The sequence below is a fragment of the Rhodobacter sp. 4.3.4 genome (genome assembly GCF_058724655.1).
This window is the reverse complement of record NZ_JBZXDU010000003.1, coordinates 111,113-127,160: the sequence shown is the minus strand read 5'-3', so window position 1 is coordinate 127,160 and position 16,048 is coordinate 111,113. Positions and strand designations below refer to the sequence as shown.

The 16,048-nt window shown below is 59.5% G+C and carries 11 protein-coding genes and 2 pseudogenes; 6 read left to right on the top strand and 7 right to left on the bottom strand.

Going from position 1 to position 16,048, the window contains the following annotated elements:
* Positions 1-787 precede the first annotated feature (787 nt).
* A complete protein-coding gene (locus AC4PTB_RS18715) occupies positions 788-1,486 on the bottom strand; it encodes a sugar transferase (protein ID WP_492192708.1) in 699 nt (232 codons plus the stop codon).
* Positions 1,487-2,524: 1,038 nt separating this feature from the next.
* Here AC4PTB_RS18715 and AC4PTB_RS18710 point away from each other — a divergent pair.
* Positions 2,525-3,136, top strand: a pseudogene (locus AC4PTB_RS18710) (IS110 family transposase); the annotation flags it as partial.
* 670 nt (positions 3,137-3,806) lie between these two features.
* On the opposite strand, the gene AC4PTB_RS18705 reads toward AC4PTB_RS18710, so the two are convergent.
* From AC4PTB_RS18705 to AC4PTB_RS18695, 3 genes are all read right to left on the bottom strand, one after another.
* Positions 3,807-3,968: a transposase domain-containing protein gene (locus AC4PTB_RS18705; RefSeq protein WP_492192707.1), complete on the bottom strand. Its 162-nt coding sequence runs from the start codon at positions 3,966-3,968 to the stop codon at positions 3,807-3,809.
* A gap of 15 nt (positions 3,969-3,983) precedes the next feature.
* Positions 3,984-5,567, bottom strand: coding sequence for an IS66 family transposase (tnpC, locus tag AC4PTB_RS18700; protein ID WP_492192706.1), 1,584 nt, complete (start codon positions 5,565-5,567; stop codon positions 3,984-3,986).
* Between the two features lie 199 nt (positions 5,568-5,766).
* Positions 5,767-5,994: a hypothetical protein gene (locus AC4PTB_RS18695; protein WP_492192705.1), complete on the bottom strand. Its 228-nt coding sequence runs from the start codon at positions 5,992-5,994 to the stop codon at positions 5,767-5,769.
* A 216-nt stretch (positions 5,995-6,210) separates the two neighbouring features.
* Here AC4PTB_RS18695 and AC4PTB_RS18690 point away from each other — a divergent pair, with 216 nt between their 5' ends.
* Positions 6,211-6,387: a hypothetical protein gene (locus tag AC4PTB_RS18690; RefSeq protein WP_492192704.1), complete on the top strand. Its 177-nt coding sequence runs from the start codon at positions 6,211-6,213 to the stop codon at positions 6,385-6,387.
* Between the two features lie 49 nt (positions 6,388-6,436).
* Positions 6,437-7,567, top strand: a complete 1,131-nt coding sequence (locus AC4PTB_RS18685; protein ID WP_492192703.1) for a glycosyltransferase family 4 protein — start codon at positions 6,437-6,439, stop codon at positions 7,565-7,567.
* A 139-nt stretch (positions 7,568-7,706) separates the two neighbouring features.
* Here AC4PTB_RS18685 and AC4PTB_RS18680 read toward each other — a convergent pair.
* From AC4PTB_RS18680 to AC4PTB_RS18670, 3 genes and pseudogenes are all read right to left on the bottom strand, one after another.
* Positions 7,707-8,931, bottom strand: a pseudogene (locus AC4PTB_RS18680) (IS3 family transposase).
* Between the two features lie 133 nt (positions 8,932-9,064).
* Positions 9,065-9,943 carry a hypothetical protein gene (locus AC4PTB_RS18675; RefSeq protein ID WP_492192702.1) on the bottom strand — a complete coding sequence of 293 codons (879 nt, stop codon included), beginning with the start codon at positions 9,941-9,943 and terminating at the stop codon, positions 9,065-9,067.
* Positions 9,933-11,060 (bottom strand): polysaccharide pyruvyl transferase family protein, encoded by a 1,128-nt coding sequence (locus tag AC4PTB_RS18670; RefSeq protein WP_492192701.1) that lies wholly within the window; start codon positions 11,058-11,060, stop codon positions 9,933-9,935. Before AC4PTB_RS18670 ends, AC4PTB_RS18675 begins: the two co-directional genes overlap by 11 nt.
* Positions 11,061-11,368: 308 nt before the next feature.
* Between AC4PTB_RS18670 and AC4PTB_RS18665 the strand changes: the two genes are divergently transcribed.
* The 3 genes from AC4PTB_RS18665 to AC4PTB_RS18655 are packed head-to-tail and all read left to right on the top strand — an operon-like array spanning position 11,369 to position 15,686.
* Positions 11,369-12,862 (top strand): MATE family efflux transporter, encoded by a 1,494-nt coding sequence (locus AC4PTB_RS18665; RefSeq protein WP_492192700.1) that lies wholly within the window; start codon positions 11,369-11,371, stop codon positions 12,860-12,862.
* The gene (locus AC4PTB_RS18660) at positions 12,859-13,950 is read left to right on the top strand and encodes an NAD-dependent epimerase/dehydratase family protein (RefSeq protein WP_492192699.1); all 1,092 of its coding nucleotides are present in this window, start codon (positions 12,859-12,861) and stop codon (positions 13,948-13,950) included. The genes AC4PTB_RS18665 and AC4PTB_RS18660 overlap by 4 nt, the downstream gene beginning before the upstream one ends.
* Positions 13,944-15,686: a thiamine pyrophosphate-binding protein gene (locus AC4PTB_RS18655; RefSeq protein ID WP_492192698.1), complete on the top strand. Its 1,743-nt coding sequence runs from the start codon at positions 13,944-13,946 to the stop codon at positions 15,684-15,686. Before AC4PTB_RS18660 ends, AC4PTB_RS18655 begins: the two co-directional genes overlap by 7 nt.
* The last annotated feature ends 362 nt before the right edge of the window (positions 15,687-16,048 follow it).

Genomic DNA, 16,048 nt, shown 5'->3' with positions numbered 1-16,048 from the left:
TCTGCCCTCTCGGCCTCTTGGTGGGCCCTGGTGGTTTCGTCGCGAAGGCGCGTTGTTTGCGCTTTTTTGCGACAAGACTATACATTGCACGCAACTTTCTTCCAAACAACAGTTTTTTGCTAATCCAGCCGACGCGAGGTTCTTCGTGTCACTCTGCCTCGGGGCGGAAACCTGACAAATCTCTGATTTAACGTGATTTTCGTTCTACGAGCTGTCGTATTGACCAAGTGTAGCGGCGGTCACCACAAGCCACACAACTCCTCGGCGAAATGTGGTGCGCCGAATCGTCAGGGTTGTACCGGTGACGCCAGACCTTCGCTAACATTTGGCAGATCTGAGGAGGACAGCTGCCTTGCGCTCGGGCATTCTGTCGCCAAGCCGACGCTGCGCCCATTTGGGGCGGTCAGCGTCAAGCAGGGCGGCGCGAGCTCATCATGACAATATGTTATCTCATTGCTTGTCGGCTCAAGCGCAAGATCCGAGTTGCAGGAAGTTCCGGCCCAAGCGGAGCGAGCAAGTGATCTGGGGTGCGGGGATTGGCAAAGTCCGCACTTCGGATTGGATCGGCTCTGGAGGTCACCACTCTGAGACACGTTTTTCAAGTCGCCGCGCAAGGAGGCGCGAAGGAAGGCCGCACCGATCAAATACCAACACGCTCATAAGGTTCTTGCATGAAGGAGCCAAACAAGGATGTTGCGCTGTGCCGCGCTCACCGCAGGTTAGCATTCAGATAGAGGAAAGCCCTGCACTGCGGCAGGGCTTTTGCAACAGGGTGCGCAAAGTAGCATCAGTTCCCAGTCCGCGAGACCACCACCGTCGCGGTGCGCAAGATTAAGGCCAGATCGCCGCGCATCGAGAGTTTCGCGCCATAGGTCTCGTCAAAACGCACACGCGAGGCAAAGGTGGTGTCGTGACGGCTGAAGATCTGCCACAGACCGGTGATGCCCGGGCGCAGGTGGTAATAGGCTCGGCCGCCCTCGCTGCGGTAAAGCGCGTCTTGCGAGGGCATGAAAGGACGCGGCCCGACAAGGCTCATGTCGCCCTTCAGCACGTTGATGATCTGCGGCAACTCATCCAGGCTGGTCTTGCGTAGCACCCGGCCGATGGCGGTGATGCGGGGGTCGTTGCGCAGCTTCTGGAAGGTGTTCCATTCTGCTGCCACCGCGGGATCGGCGGCGCACATCTCGGCCAAGACGCGCTCGGCATCGGGGACCATGGTGCGGAACTTGTAGCAATTGAACACCCGACCGTCGCGACCGACCCGGGGCTGGCAGAAGAAGGCGGCCTTGCCGTCGATGCGGATCAGCAGCCATAGCAGCGCGATGATCGGCAGCAGTACCGGCAACATCAGCAGGCTGAGGAAAATATCCGTCACCCGCTTTCCGAACCGGGCATAAAGGCCTCTGTGCCTGCCGGTGAAGCGCGCATGAGGATACTCGTGTTCGGCGAAGTCAACTGTCGTGGCAGCGATGTCGTTGAACGCCATAAAGCCCTCCCAAAGGCGGTCTTGAAATTCGAACCGGATAGCTGATTGCAGAGCGTTTCTTCTGAAACTCCCGGAGACACCCGGAAACCCACGGCCGTTAAGCCCTCGTTAACAAAAGTGGTTCAAATATGTCCCAAAAGCGGCAATCCATCAACTCCGCAGGGTGGCCTTTGCGCTGGCTTGCTTTAAAATAGTGCAAAATATTGGTCAACTGAGCGACCGGGGGGCTTGGCGCGCTGCTGCGGGGTGGCATTCGCCGCGCGCTGCCTATTTTCGGACACAGTAGCAATTCGGTGCAGGCGATTCGCCCAATACACGTAAAGAGAGCCGGGTGGGCAGAAGGGATTTCGACATGGTTCTTCGCGGGGTGTTGCGACCGTTTCGGAAAAAACAGCCCCCGCGCCGAAGCGGGTTGACACGCCGTATCCGCGGCCACGGCCAGAGGCAAGCTGTCGGTGATTGGGGATGTACATGGCATGTTGGGCCCCTTCGAGCGGCTGTTGGACCGGGTCGCGCGCGGATCCCGAGGCCAGGGTGATGTCCGACGGCGATCTGATCGACTGCGGCGAGCAAAGCTCCTAGGTGCTGCGGCTGGTCCATGCGCGGCGCGAACAGCTGCACTGCCTTCTGGCAACCACGAAGAGACGCTTCTGCGCTTTCTTGATGCCCTCGAGACCGAGGCGGCGCGCTGGTTTCGCAATGGCGGGCTGCAGACGATGGCCAGTTTCGACATCGGGCCGATCGGTCTGGCGCCGGATGTGTCGATCTGCGCGACCGGTTGCGCGCTGCGCTCGGGTCCGAGATCGAGGCCCGGCTAGCGCGGCTTACTGCGCTTTTTGCAAAGCGGCAGCGTCGTGGTGATCCATGCCGGGGCCGATCCCTGGTTGCCGGTCGACCGCCAGCCGCCGCAGGCGCTTACCTAGACCGCATGATCGCGTTGTGAGCTGACTGGGTCGGCGGCTTCTCCCGCGGCATTCTCCGTTCTAGGGTTGCGCCAGATTGGCTGGCGCCGAGCCTCAAGAATGGGGGAGAGACCACATGCAGAATAGCACGTTCATTGGGCTGGATGTCCACAAGGCGACGATCTCGGTGGCGATTGCGCGGGGCGAACGCGGCGGCGAGGTCCGCCATTGGGGGACGGTGCCGCACAGGTCTGATCATGTGCGCAAGCTGGTCGAGAAGCTGGCGGAAGGCGGAGCGCGGCTTCATTTCTGTTATGAGGCGGGGCCTTGCGGCTATGGTCTCCACCGGCAGCTTGTCGAGATGGGGCACGACTGAATCGTGGTGGCGCCATCGCTTATCCCTGTGAGGGCGGGCGACCGGGTCAAGACTGACCGCCGCGATGCGGTGATGCTGGCCAAGCTGCATCGGGCTGGAGAGTTGACGGCGGTCTGGGTTCCAGATGCCGCGCATGGAGCGATGCGCGATCTGGTCCGGGCCAGGGCGACAGCGATGCGGGTGGCGGGCGAGGCGCGCCAGCACCTTCAGGGCTTCCTTTTGCGCCACGGCCGGATCTATCCCGGCAAGAAGGGATGGACGGGTGCCTACCGGCGCTGGCTCGCGACGGTGCGCTTCACCCATCCGGCGCAACAGATAGTCCTTCAGGATTACATCGATGCCGTTGCTGTTGAGGAGGCAAGGGTGGAGCGTAAGCGGTGCATCGGCCCGATAAACCCCGATTTTCGCCCCCTGAGCGGCAAGATTCTTGGCGCAATTCCGCGCCCGGGGTCGAATCGCGCGATGATCGGAACGGTGGAGGAGGCGGGCGCTGACCGGCTGAGCGCCGGGTTCGGGACCGCTGCCGCGGGTCGCGGATACCGCGCCCAGCTCTCATACGGGGCGATGCCAATGATGCTCCTGCGGACCCGACGGGATGCCGGACCGCCTGCGGCGATCAGGATGTGACGGAGTTGGGGAGCGCGAACCGGCTACGGTCGGTTCGAGACCAGTGCCGCGGGCTGTCGCCGCGCGGATGCTGCCCCCCTCGGCCCTCATACGGGACGATGGCGGTGCTGTTCCTGCGGACCGGACGGGGTGTCGGCCTGCCTGCGGGGGACAAAATGGGATGGAGATGAGCGCGACCGGCGTGCGCCTCGAACGCGAGGCCCTGCGGTGGGCGCGGCGGCGGTCAAATGTGTCGGGGAGCATGAGAAAGGCTCCGTAACCGGGAGGCACGGGCAACGCGGCGCTTGGGAAGGCAGAAGGCGAGCGCGCACGGTTTTGGGCCGGTACCCCGATCCCGGGGCCCGGCTCAAAACACGATATCCGCCTGTCGCGGGGTGGAATCGCCGCCCCGGAGGCGGCGATCAGGGGCGCGAGGTCAGGCCGCCTTCCCTCGCGACGGGGCCTCGTTGGCGGCCTTGTAATGCCAGGGCATCAGCTGGCTGTAATCGGTCAGCTCACGCCCCTTTTCGATCTGATCGATGACCCAGCTCAGATAGCGGAAGGGGTCGACGCCGTTCAGCCGCGCGGTCTCGATCAAGGAATAGAAGATGGCTCAGTTCTTCGCAGCCATGAGGTTGCCGGCAAAGAGCGAGTTCTTTTTCGAAAGGGCAATCCCGCGCATGCAGCGTTCGACGGGGTTGTTGTCGATCGCGAGCCGGCCGTCATAAACGTACCGGGTCACATCCTCCCAGCCGCTCAGGAAGTATTTGACGGCAGTCTTCAGGCTGCCCTTGGCCAGATCGGGTTGGACCCGCAGCAGGTCCGCACGGATCTTTTCGAGGACCGGCAGCGCCTCGGCGAGGCGCAGCGCCTGGCGCTCCTCGGGCGGGCAGCCATAGACCCGTTCCTCGACCTCATAGACGGCCTTGAGCCCCTTGATCACGCGCTTCGCAAGGGTGCTCGGCGCGGCCTTTTGGCTGTCGGTGAACTTGCGGCGCGCATGCGCCATGCAGCGCGCGATCTCCACCCCGTCGTTCTGCCCCGGCACCCGGCGGATCCGGTTGTAGGCCTTCCAGCCGTCGATCTGGAGGGTGTCGATCAGCGCGCCCTCGAGCATGCGCTCCGCGACATGCCCTCCACGCGAGGCGTCGTGCTCGAAATAAACCGCCGGTTCGGCCTCTTTGTTCCAGCCACGTTCATCGCGGCACAGACCCCAGAGCCAGGTGGTCTCGCAGCCCCCTTCGGCCTGCGTGCGCAACGGCGTCTCGTCCATGTGCGCCGCATGCCCGCTGGTCACGTGCCGCCAGATTTCATCGCACACCGGCTCCAGAAAGCCCGCGATGTGGGTCGCGTTGCGGCTAAGCGTCTGGCGCGCCACGTTGAACCCGGCGTTGTCCAGTCGACGCCGCTGGCGGTAATGCGTCGAGTGTTCGTAAAATTTCTGGCAGACCGCCTCCACCACGGTCCTCGGCGTGATCGTGCGCCTCCGGCCGATGAAGCCCTCGGCATGTGCGGACAAGGGCTTGTGCTCCTTGCAGGCGGCGCTGCGGTTGCAGGCGCAGCGGAAGTAGATGTGCTTTTCCAAGACATGATGCTCCGGGATGACCCTGAGCTGGGTGGAGATCCAGTGGCCGATCTCCTTCAGCTCGCCCCCGCAGGGGCAGTGCGTCTGCTCCGGATAATGCTTGATCTCGATGGTCTTGATGTCCTTGGGCATTTTCCGCTTCTGCTTGCCCTTGCGCGCTTTCGGCGTCTCTTCCTCCTCGTCGATGTCGTCGTCGGGCAGATCGAGGGTGCCGTCCTCGATGTCCTGGTAATTGTTGTCGGATCCACCGACGAAGATATTGTGGCGCAGGAGCTTCGCCTGCTCCTTCTCGTGGCGCAGGCTCCGCTTGAGGGTGGCGATCTGACGCCGGGCGATGCTCTCGCGGGACACCACGTCTTCGAATTCCAGATGTACGTCGATCAGGCACTCCTCGATGCCATGCTTGATCTCGGCGCAGTCGCCGGGCAGCGCGGCCAGCAAATCGGTGATTTCCGTGATGATCTCCCCCATCGGGCTGAGCTCGCCCTCGACCGTTTCCTCGGTCTGGACGGTCTCTTGCGCGATCAAGGGGGCGGTGTCCTCGGGCGGCAGGATCTCGCCATTCAGGGGTTCGTCATTCTGGTCTTTGTCAGCCATTTCCGGTGTCCTCATTCTTCGGGGCAGAGCCGCCCGGGTCGGGCGGTCCGTGGGAGGCGGACCCGATCGACAGGCACGAGAAGGCCAGCCCCCGGACGTGCGAAAAAACGCGCCCGAAGCGATGCTTCTCTTGCTGTCACAGGGTCCGGTTCGAGGGGAGCTGAAGCCGGGCGTTTCCTTGCGGCGAGCCGCAGGAAATGCTATGAACCAGTCGTCAATGCTGGTGGGCTTCGGCCTTCCACATCACGTCCACGTCGGGATGCGCCAACACCCCGGCGTTTTCGTTTTCAGGGGTCAGGTGCAGGTCATTGCGATCTCCAGTATGGGGGCGAGGATCGGGCAGAGTCATAGCGCGGAAGCGCCAAAAACGGAAGAAATCGTTAATAAAAAGGCACCTGATGACTTTTCCGTCTTTTTCTTCGTTTTTCGCTTCGCCGTTCATTTTCGCCGCCTCAGGTCTTGTGTCCGACTGATCCCGCTCTACGACCGGCAGCCCCCGAAAGCGCGCTGCGCGGCGTCTGAACCGGGTTGGAGGGGGTGCCTTCACCAGTCAAGTGAAGTGGTGGACGGCCCCTCCACCACTTCACTTGACTCCGCGCAACATTTCATGGTCCGTTGCTTTGGGTATGATCCGGTTTCGAGCGGCCACGGGGTTTCCATGAAAAACGATTATGTAATCAATGTGCGCTTGCTCACCCGGCAACTCTCGGGCGTTGATTGCGTGGCCATCGTCTTGCTGCCGTTTTTTAACGCGGTTTGCTGGAAATGCCCGAGAACAATGAACCAAATGCTTGGAACGGGCTGCAGGGGCGCGGGGCAAGTGGAGAACTTCTGACACGCTGCTCCAGATTGAGCAGTGTCACGTCAATCAAGCACTTAGAGACATGAGCATGGTTCAGACCCCACTATTTTCCATCAACGGACGTTTCCTTCTCCAGCCGGTAACGGGCGTCCAGAGAGTTGCGAGGGAGTTGTTGTTGACATTCGACGAAATGGTCGATTCTGGACGCATGACTGCACCACGGCTGCTCTTGCCGTCGAAGGGCGATATAGTTGCGCCGCTAGAGCTAAAGGCCCTTCGAGCCGAGCGGGTGGGGCAGTTATCAGGCCATGCTTGGGAACAGTTCGATCTTCCGCGCCTAGTGGGAAACGAGCCCTTGCTTTGTCTTGGGAACACGGCGCCATTGCTGCGATTGTGGGCCAAGGGGCGCCCTACCGTGGTTATCATACACGATCTGTCCTACAAATATTTTCCGACGGCCTACAATTGGAAGTTTCGCTACTTCTATAATATTCTAATCCCGCAAATTCTGCGTCGGGCGGATCGCGTGGTGACAGTTTCGGAGGCAGAGCAGAGCGCCATTTGCGCGGCCTATCCGTTTTTATCCGGCGATTCCCGCTTGAGTTCTTTGCAAAATGGCGGGCTGCCCGACCACGTCGCGGACAGCCTCAGGACCGAACCACTGGTTCCGATGCAAGATCGCGGCTATGGGCTCTACGTCGGCTCGCTGACTCGACGCAAGAACGCCGAAGGACTGCTGAGTGCGGCTGTTGCGTTTCTGGAAGCCTATCCCGAGATGCGCTTCGTAGTGATCGGGGCCAATGGGGCGAGCTTTGAAGGAGTGAACGTCGATGTGCCAACCCATCTGGCAAAGCGGCTGGAATTCCGCGGGCAGGTTAATGATCCCGAGAAAGTTTACGATGCCTTTCGCCGAGCGCGTTTCCTGCTGTTTCCCTCGTTCTATGAAGCTTCGCCCCTGCCTCCAATCGAAGCGATGAGCTTCGGCTGTCCAGCATTGGTGTCGGACATTCCCAGCCTGCGGGAGCGATGCGGCGATGCAGCAGTGTATTTCCAGCCTGAGAACGGGGAGAGTATTGCCGCCGCGATCAGCTCGATCATGGACGATGTCGGCGAGTGGCAGAGGCGCGCAGAAATGGCAAGCGAGCGATCCGCCCGTTTCAGTTGGCACAAACAGGCCGAAGGAATTCTCACTTTGTGCGAGACCGTCCAATGAGTTCGCCCTGAACAACCCTGATCACGCGGCTTCAGGTATATGATCGCGGCCATCGACGCCGCGATTAGGCGCAACAAAATCGTCCGCAGCCAGGCCAAGATCTTGCGGATATTGTGCCCGCTGCTGTGACCCCTGATGTTCATCCGGCTGAAACCAGAGTCCTTTGCTGAATTTGGCGCGGTTGCGCCGACGGAGCAATGGGCGATCTGCGCAGCAGTTCAGTTGCGCGAAGCTGATCGCCCATTGCGTTGAGTTGGGCGGCGAAGACCGCCGGGGCCTGATAACCGAGGGCTGAATGAGGGCGCTCGGTGTTGTAGATGTGGGTCCAGCGGGCGACAGCCGCGCGCGCATGGTCGATGCCGAAGAACAGGGTCTCGTTCAGCAGTTCGTCACGCATCCGGCCGTTGAACGCCTCGCAATTCCCGTTTTGCATGGGCTTGCCGGGCGCGATGTAGTGCCACTTCACCTGCATCTTCTCGGCCCATTCGAGGATCGCGTTCGAAGTGAACTCGGTTCCATTGTCCGAAACGATCACGCCGGGCTTTCCGCGCCGCGCGATCAGCGCCGTCAATTCCCGGGCAACGCGGCGGCCGGAAATCGAGGTGTCGACCACCGCGGCCAAGCTCTCCTTGGTGACATCGTCGATCACGTTCAGAATGCGGAAACGCCGCCCGTCGGCGAACTGGTCCTGGATCGAGCCATGGAACCGCCACTGGTTCGAGGCCCATGGCGAGGATCGACCGACCAGCGCGCGTTCGCCACAGCCTCGGTCACCAGCGGTGCCCGTGTGCCGATGGCACGTTTGCGGCCGCGACGCCGACGCACCGCAAGCCCCTCCTCACGGTAGAGCCGCTGCGTGCGCTTGCGGTTCAGCACATGGCCATCGCGGCGCAGAATGACATGCAGGCGTCGATACCCGAACCTTCGGTGCGTCTCGGCGGCGGCGCGCAGCACATCGCGCAACGCAGCATCATCGGGGCGCCTATGCCGATACCGCACTGACGACCGATCTGCCCCGATCACGGAACACGCCCGCCGCTCGCTCATCTCGTAACGCTGTTTGAGATGGGCGACGGCTTCGCGCCTGGCGGCGGGCGTCACCACTTTTTTGACAGAAGATCCTTCAGCGCGGTGTTGTCGAGCATCGCTTCGGCAAGCAGCCGCTTCAGCTTGCCGTTCTCGTCTTCGAGGGCCTTCAGGCGCTTTGCCTCCGAAGGCTCCATGCCGCCGAACTTCGCCTTCCAGGCATAGAACGTGCCACTACTGATCCCGTGCCTGCGGCAGACCTCTGCCGTCGTCGCACCCGCCTCCTGCTCTCGCAGGATCGCAATGATCTGCTCTTCGGTGAACTTCGATCTCTTCATGTCCGGTCCTCTCATTGGGACGGACTCTAGCATCAGATGGACGAGTTATCGGGGGGCACAGCACCCTCCGCTCGTTTGCTGCGACAGCCCCAGAATGCCTCAGGGGCGGGCGGGTGGGGGGCCGTCCACCACATCACCTCACCTCTGGGTAATTGATCCTCACGTTTCGCGCCGGTCGAAACATCACATGACGGATATGGTCAAGAATCGGACGCAAGCGTTTCCGTAACCCGTTTTGAGCAGGCACTGCCCGCAACAGCCGAAAGGTTGCTAACACTAAGCGAAAATGAGAAGTGACGAGCTTGCCAGAGAGCGTAACCGCGGCATAAGGTGTGCAACTGAACCACGGAATTCCGAACCGATCGAGCACCGCAAAAATATCAGTTTCGTAACTGCGCGCGTCACTGAAACCGTTTTCTGACATTCGCTTGCCTACCGGCTCAGTGTGCGTTATAGGACAGCTGTCGAGCACGGCGAAATCCCGTTCTGAGCTAAAGACGAGATTGCACCAGACGAGGTCAATCCCGCTTTCGTATCCCAGAGAATAAGTCGGTCCAACAGCCTCTAGCGCATCGCGCCGAAAAACAGGACACATCATCTCGATATAGTTGACGAAGCGTAGCTTCCATTCAGGCTGTTCCAGTAGCGCTGCAAAGGTGAAATGGCTTCTCAATGTCAATGCAGGCTGGGCGATTTTAAGCTGATATTCCTCACACATCCGAAACATCCTGTTTAGCGTTTCGGTATCGGCGAGCAAGTCTTCGTCCATCAGGCAAATAAAATCGTAATAACGCCACCGCGTCTCCGGATCGTTCAAAAAACGTCCGTAACCTTCAATCTTGTGTCCGGGGCGGTATTCGAAACGAATGCCAGGGCCTTCGATCTGGGGTAGATTTCGATCATAACAACTGAAAAACACGTCGAATTCACGCGGGCCGTCCAACCATTGCCGATGCAAACTACGCTTACCGATCCTTGTCACCAGTAGAAACTTGGAGAGGTTATGTTGCATTCTTTAGATCTCTCCTGTTTTTCGAAGTTGTATCGAGCGCATACCGCAGTAACGCGATGGAAGCATCCTTTCGCTCCGCCAATCTGCTCGACACCGCATCGTAATCGATCATTTCGCGCGGCAGACGTGCTATACCTCCGGCGGGTACTAAGCGATCCTCAAGACCAAGCTGAGAAGCGAGCGAGCGGAAACGGTCTGCTCCCCTTTCCTCGTTGATCAAAACGACGAACTGACGTCTGAAAATGACCGAGAACACCATGCCGTGGAAAGAATCGGTTACCACGAAATCGGCATCGCGAAAAGCTCTTAACCACGCTCCTACGGTCAGGCGACTACGCCCTTTGCTCGGTCCTATGCCCTGCGAAACCGCCCCTAGCCCGAGCATGGAAAGCGCTTGCGCTTCAAGTTCTTCGAGGATTGGAGTTTCGTCGAGCACGTATTTCGTCACCCGCTTGCTGTCTCCGTGCGTGGCGTTGGGCATCATCTGCTCGTAAAATGACTGCGGCATCAGAAAGGTCGGATCGAGCACAAGAGCAGCATCGGCCCGGCCAAGGCGCTCCCTACATATCCGCAGACCGCTCTCCTCGCGCACCGTAACCGTACGAAACCGGCCAATCGCCCGAGAGACGCGTTCAGTAAGTGCCTCCTCCTCCCAATGCGAAGTGCCAAACGAGGCCGCGTAGGAAATCTTGGTTACTTCATCCTCGACGAAGTCGAGGAAATAATTGAGCGGATCGCCTCCTTGCACGTACCTCGGCCGCCAGACTTGGTCGCTGCCTACAATGAAGGCGCTCAGCCCGCGCTGCTTCGCCTCGGCGGAGAGTCTCTCGGTTGATCGGAGGATGGGGGTCACTTCAGGCAGGTAGCGTTCCAAGAAAGGCGCGTGAACACGACGGATCAATTCCCGCCCACGAATGCCACGGAGATTTTGGAAGGGAACGCGTCGCAAAAGCGCCGCCAACAACAGTTGTAAGTGAGAACGACGAGGCGCCGTGCGGAACAGGACAGGCTCCCACCCCTCTGCGTTTAGAAAGCTATAGAGGGCCACAATCTGGAGCATGCCGCCGAAATTGTCAGTAAGCGGCAGCGTCAGCAAACCGATCCGGCGTGTCGACATCACAGGTATTTCTGTCATTTCAAAATTGTTCCCACTGCAGGACCCGGGCAAAAAATGCTAATACATCATAGACTCACGCTTTTCTCAATGCTACACATTCCTGCGTGATGGAGATCCTAAGATTGGGCTTAGTGATCTGAGTTTTATGGTTGGCCGCCGATCATGGCAGACGCTGAAAGTTGTGGCGGTCGCGGCTGGTTCGGTTGTTGTGGCCATGTTGCGGCTTAGTTTGTGATCTTACTGCGGCATCGAGATCCATGAGATCCTCCAGTCTGGCTAAAAACACGTTCGCCCTGTTCGGCCGTCAAGTGTTCGTCGTATTGCTGAACCTCTATGCGATCCGAATCGTGCTTGGGGCCCTCGGAGTCGATGACTTTGCGCTCTACAACGTCGTGATGAACGTTGTGATGCTCGGTTCTTTCATGACCCTCGCACTTGGCACGATTGTGCAGCGCTATTTTTCGTTCGCGATAGGCGATCAATTCGCAAAATCTTTAATACAGGTTCATGATTCCAGTTTAACGATTACAGCGGGTCTCGTCGTGCTGTCAGTTGTCGGGCTGGAAACCGCGGGTCTTTGGTTTGTGCAGACCGCACTGACCCTCGCACCGGAGCGCATGGACGCCGCTAGGTTACTATTTCATTTCCTAACGGTTCAGTTCGTTTTTACCATCATTTCGACCTATTATTCTTCGGTTATTCTTGCCCATGAAGACATGCATGTCTTCGCCCTGATCTCGGTGCTCGAAGCGGTTCTCAAACTTGGGGCCGTACTATCTCTGCATTCTGTCGTCGGTGATCGCGTCGTGCTTTACGGTGCGTTTCTCTGTCTAACCTCCGCCGTGGTGGCGTTGTCATATTTCCTCTATGTCAGCCTGCACTATGATGAATGCCGCCCGCATCGGATCAAGCCGGAGCTGTCCCCAATCCTGAACATGCTCCGCTTTTCTGGCTGGACGCTGTTCGGGCAAATCTCTACGGTCGCGCGCAACCAAGCGGTGACTATTCTCGTCAACCAAGCCTTCAGCCCCGCGACGGTGGCGGCACGCGCAATTTCGGCCTCGGTCGGTATCCAGATTTTGACGTTCGCGAACAATTTTTCGGCCGCGCTGCACCCGCCGATCATCAAAGCTCATGCGGCCGGCGAAACCGAGCATATGTTTTCCCTCATCTTCACCGGCTCGAAGATTGCCTTTTACTTCGTCTGGGTGGCCACCTTGCCTATCATAGCGCTGATGCCGGGGATATTGTCGCTCTGGCTCGGCACTTTTCCGGATGAAACCGTGATCTTCACCCGCCTTGCCCTAGTCGAGAACGCCATCGTGGCGATCAGTTTCCCGCTGATGACCGCCGTGCGTGCGACCGGCAACATGCGCCTCTATGAGTTGTCGCTCGGCGCGTTGCAGCTTCTCGTGTTGCTGGTCTCGTGGCTGGCGATCAAGGCTGGGGCCCCGGCCTATTCGATCTACATAGTGGCGATCACTGTGAATGTCATCATGTTCTTCGTCCGGCTGCTGATCGTCGGCAGGCTCACCGGCCTGCCCGTCGGGCGATACCTTGGGAATGTAATGCTGCGCGTGTCGCTGGTGGCGTCAGCCTCTACGGCGCTGTCCTTGATCATAATGCGCTTGGTTCCGGGGGTGGAAAATCTTAAGATGGAGGCTTCGGGCATCGCCGCCGCTGCCATGCTCTTCATGGTCCCGATCTTAACGATTTTTCTCTTGGGCATGAGCCGGTACGAACGGCATACCTTGGTTCAGATGATCACAAAACGCTTCACAGGGAAGGACCGCGCGCCGTGAAAATACTCGCACTGGGCGCCACTGGGGCCATAGGCCGCCAGATGATTGAATGCCTTGAGCCGACCGGGCGTCAGATCCATGTAACCAGCCGTCAGCCTAACTCTGTGACGGTCAGAGCCAATGTGCACTACCTTCAGGGCAATGCCCGCGACCGCGCCTTCCTGGACCCGCTCCTTCGGCAGAGCTGGGACGTTATCGTCGACTTCATGGTCTATGATACGGTGAGCTTTGCCGAGAGGCTCGGCTCCCTGCTCAATGCGACCGGGCAATACATCTTCACCAGTTCGGCGCGGGTCTTTGCCAAATCGGACGCCGCGCTCGTCGAGACCTCGCCGCGGCTTCTGGAGGTTTCGCAAGACAGCACCTTTCTGGCCAGTGACGAATACGCCCTGTCCAAAGCGCGGCAGGAAAACCTGCTACGCGACAGCGGGCGCAGTAACTGGACGATCATCCGCCCCTATATCACCTTTGGCACGGGGCGCCTGCAGCTCGGCACCCTTGAGAAGGAGGACTGGCTCCCGCGGGCGCTTGCTGGACGGCGCATCGTGTTCTGCGCGCCGATGATGGACAAGCTGACTACGATGACCGACGGCGCCGATGTAGCCGCCATGATTGCCGCACTGGTTGGAAACCCGACTGGGCTGGGCGAGGACTTCAACCTGACAGGATCGCGAGCTCTACCCTGGTCTGAAGTTCTTGCGGTCTACCTCGACCTGCTCGAGGTCCATCTCGGCCGTCGTCCCGAGGTGGTCCTGCAGGATCTCGAGACCTTCTGCGCCGCCGCTCCCTCGGCGCCGCAGGTGATCTATGATCGAATGTATGATCGCCGCTTCGACCCGAGCAAGATCTTGCGAGTCTACGTTCCGGGGCCTGCGACAGACTGGCGCGCACAGCTCGCCACTCGGCTTGGCGAGCAACTCCGGGGAGGCGGATTTTTGCCGCTCAATCCGCGCAGTGAGGCGTTGCGCGACCGTGCACTGGGCGAAATAAGCCACCTTGGCGGCTTCCTCGGCACCAAAAAGAAACTGAGCTACCTGGTCCATCGGGGGCTGCCTGAGAAACTCGTCGAAAGGATCAAGGCATGGTGACGCATTATACCGACGAAAAGCAGGTCCAAGTAGTGATCGCACTGCTAAAGGCGCATGGAATTCGCCGTGTCATTGCCTCGCCCGGGGCGACTAACATCACGTTCGTTGGCAGCATCCAGTCGGATTCCTACTTTTGCATATATTCGGCCGTGGATGAAAGATCGGCGGCTTATATGGCTTGCGGTCTGGCCGCCGAAAGCGGAGAACCGGTTGTCTTGACCTGTACCGGCGCAACGGCCTCGCGCAACTACCTTCCCGGCTTAACCGAGGCATATTACCGCAAACTACCGGTCCTCGCCATCACCTCCACCCAGATCCCCGCCCGCGTTGGCCATCACATCGCCCAGGTGATCGACCGTAGTTCTCTGCCGAAGGATGTCGTCAAGCTCAGCGTTGAGTTGCCAGTCGCCAAGGATGGCGATGGCATCTGGGAATGCGAGATGAAAGTTAACCGCGCCATCCTCGAGTTGACCCGTCACGGCGGTGGGCCTGTACACATCAACTTGCCCACGACCTACAGCCGGAATTTCCAGAAAGCTTCCCTGCCCGTCTACCGCAAGATCGATCGCTGGTTCCCCGGCGATGTCTTGCCCGAGTTGAAGGGGCGTATCGGCGTTTTCGTCGGCGCGCACAAGACATGGACTACGCGGGAAACTGACGCGCTGGACGCGTTCTGCGAAGCCAATGACGCAGCGGTCTTTTGTGACCACACCAGCGGCTATCGCGGCAAGTACCGCATCCTGTCGGCGCTGCTAGGCGGTCAGGAACGCACCGATCAATCGGCAATTCGCCCAGACGTGATGATCCACATAGGCGAGGTTTCGGGCGATTACCAGTTCGAAACCCTCGTCGGAAAGGAAGTCTGGCGCGTCAACCCCGACGGTGAAATTCGCGACACCTACCGCAGGCTTCGCCATGTGTTCGAAATGTCAGAAGAATACTTCTTCAAGGCCTATGCTAAGAGCGAAGGCCGCTGCGCCAGCTATGTCGAACTCTGCCGCGCCAGCCTCGCAGAAAAGCGCGCGAAGCTACCCGATCTGCCGTTTTCCAACATCTGGCTCGCTTCGCAATTCGCCGAGCGCATCCCCGCAGGCTCCGTAGTCCATTTCGCTATTCTGAACAGTCTCAGGGCATGGAATTTCTTCGAACTGCCCGAAGGCGTTCGTTCGGCCTCAAATACCGGTGGCTTCGGCATCGATGGCTGCATGTCGTCGCTGATTGGCGCGGCGCTAGCCAACCCCAAGCAGCTATATTTCCTCGTGACCGGAGATCTCGCATTCTTCTACGACATGAATGCGCTCGGAAACCGCCATCTTGGGCCGAATGTCCGGATCCTGCTGGTCAATAACGGCAAAGGCACCGAATTCACCCAGCACAATCACCCCGGCTCGGATTTCGGGGCCGAAGCCGATCGCTTCATCGCCGCTGGTGGGCATTTCGGCACGAAATCGCCGGAACTAGTCAAAGGCTTTGCCAAGGGGCTCGGGATTGACTACCTCGCGCTCAGCGGCAAACAAGAGGCCGAGGCAATTGCCGCACGTCTCTTTGCCCCTAACGAGAAGCAGTTCAGGCCGCTGTTGGTCGAAGCCTTTGTCGATGCCGTGGACGAGAGCAATGCCCTGCGGATGATCAAGAACCTCGATTCGAATATGAAGGGAGATGCCAAACAGCTGGCGAAAAAGCTACTCGGCCCCGCCGGGGTGCGGGCGTTGAAAAGAACCCTTGGGTCGTCGTAACCTTGTCCATCTTCAAAAGCCCTCCGCTCGTTTGCTGCGACAGCCCCAGAATGCCTCGGGGCGGGTGGGTGGAAGAGCTGTCCATCACATCACCTCAAGGAACCGGACAGCACAACGCCGCAGCGCGCGCAATACGATCTTGACGACAATCGTCAAGATCGTATTGTTGCTTCATGATATAGTTGGAATTGTTGCGTCTTCTTCTCTCAGTGGGGCACCTGATTTCGAGACAAGTGGACGTTACGTCGGCCCGATCGGCAGGGATGGTAAATGATAAGAGCGAATTCCGTCGCCGCACGAACCCGGGTGAGGCGCTCGACATACTTGGCCTCGTCGATTGGGGCGATGGCTTGGATGGCGAC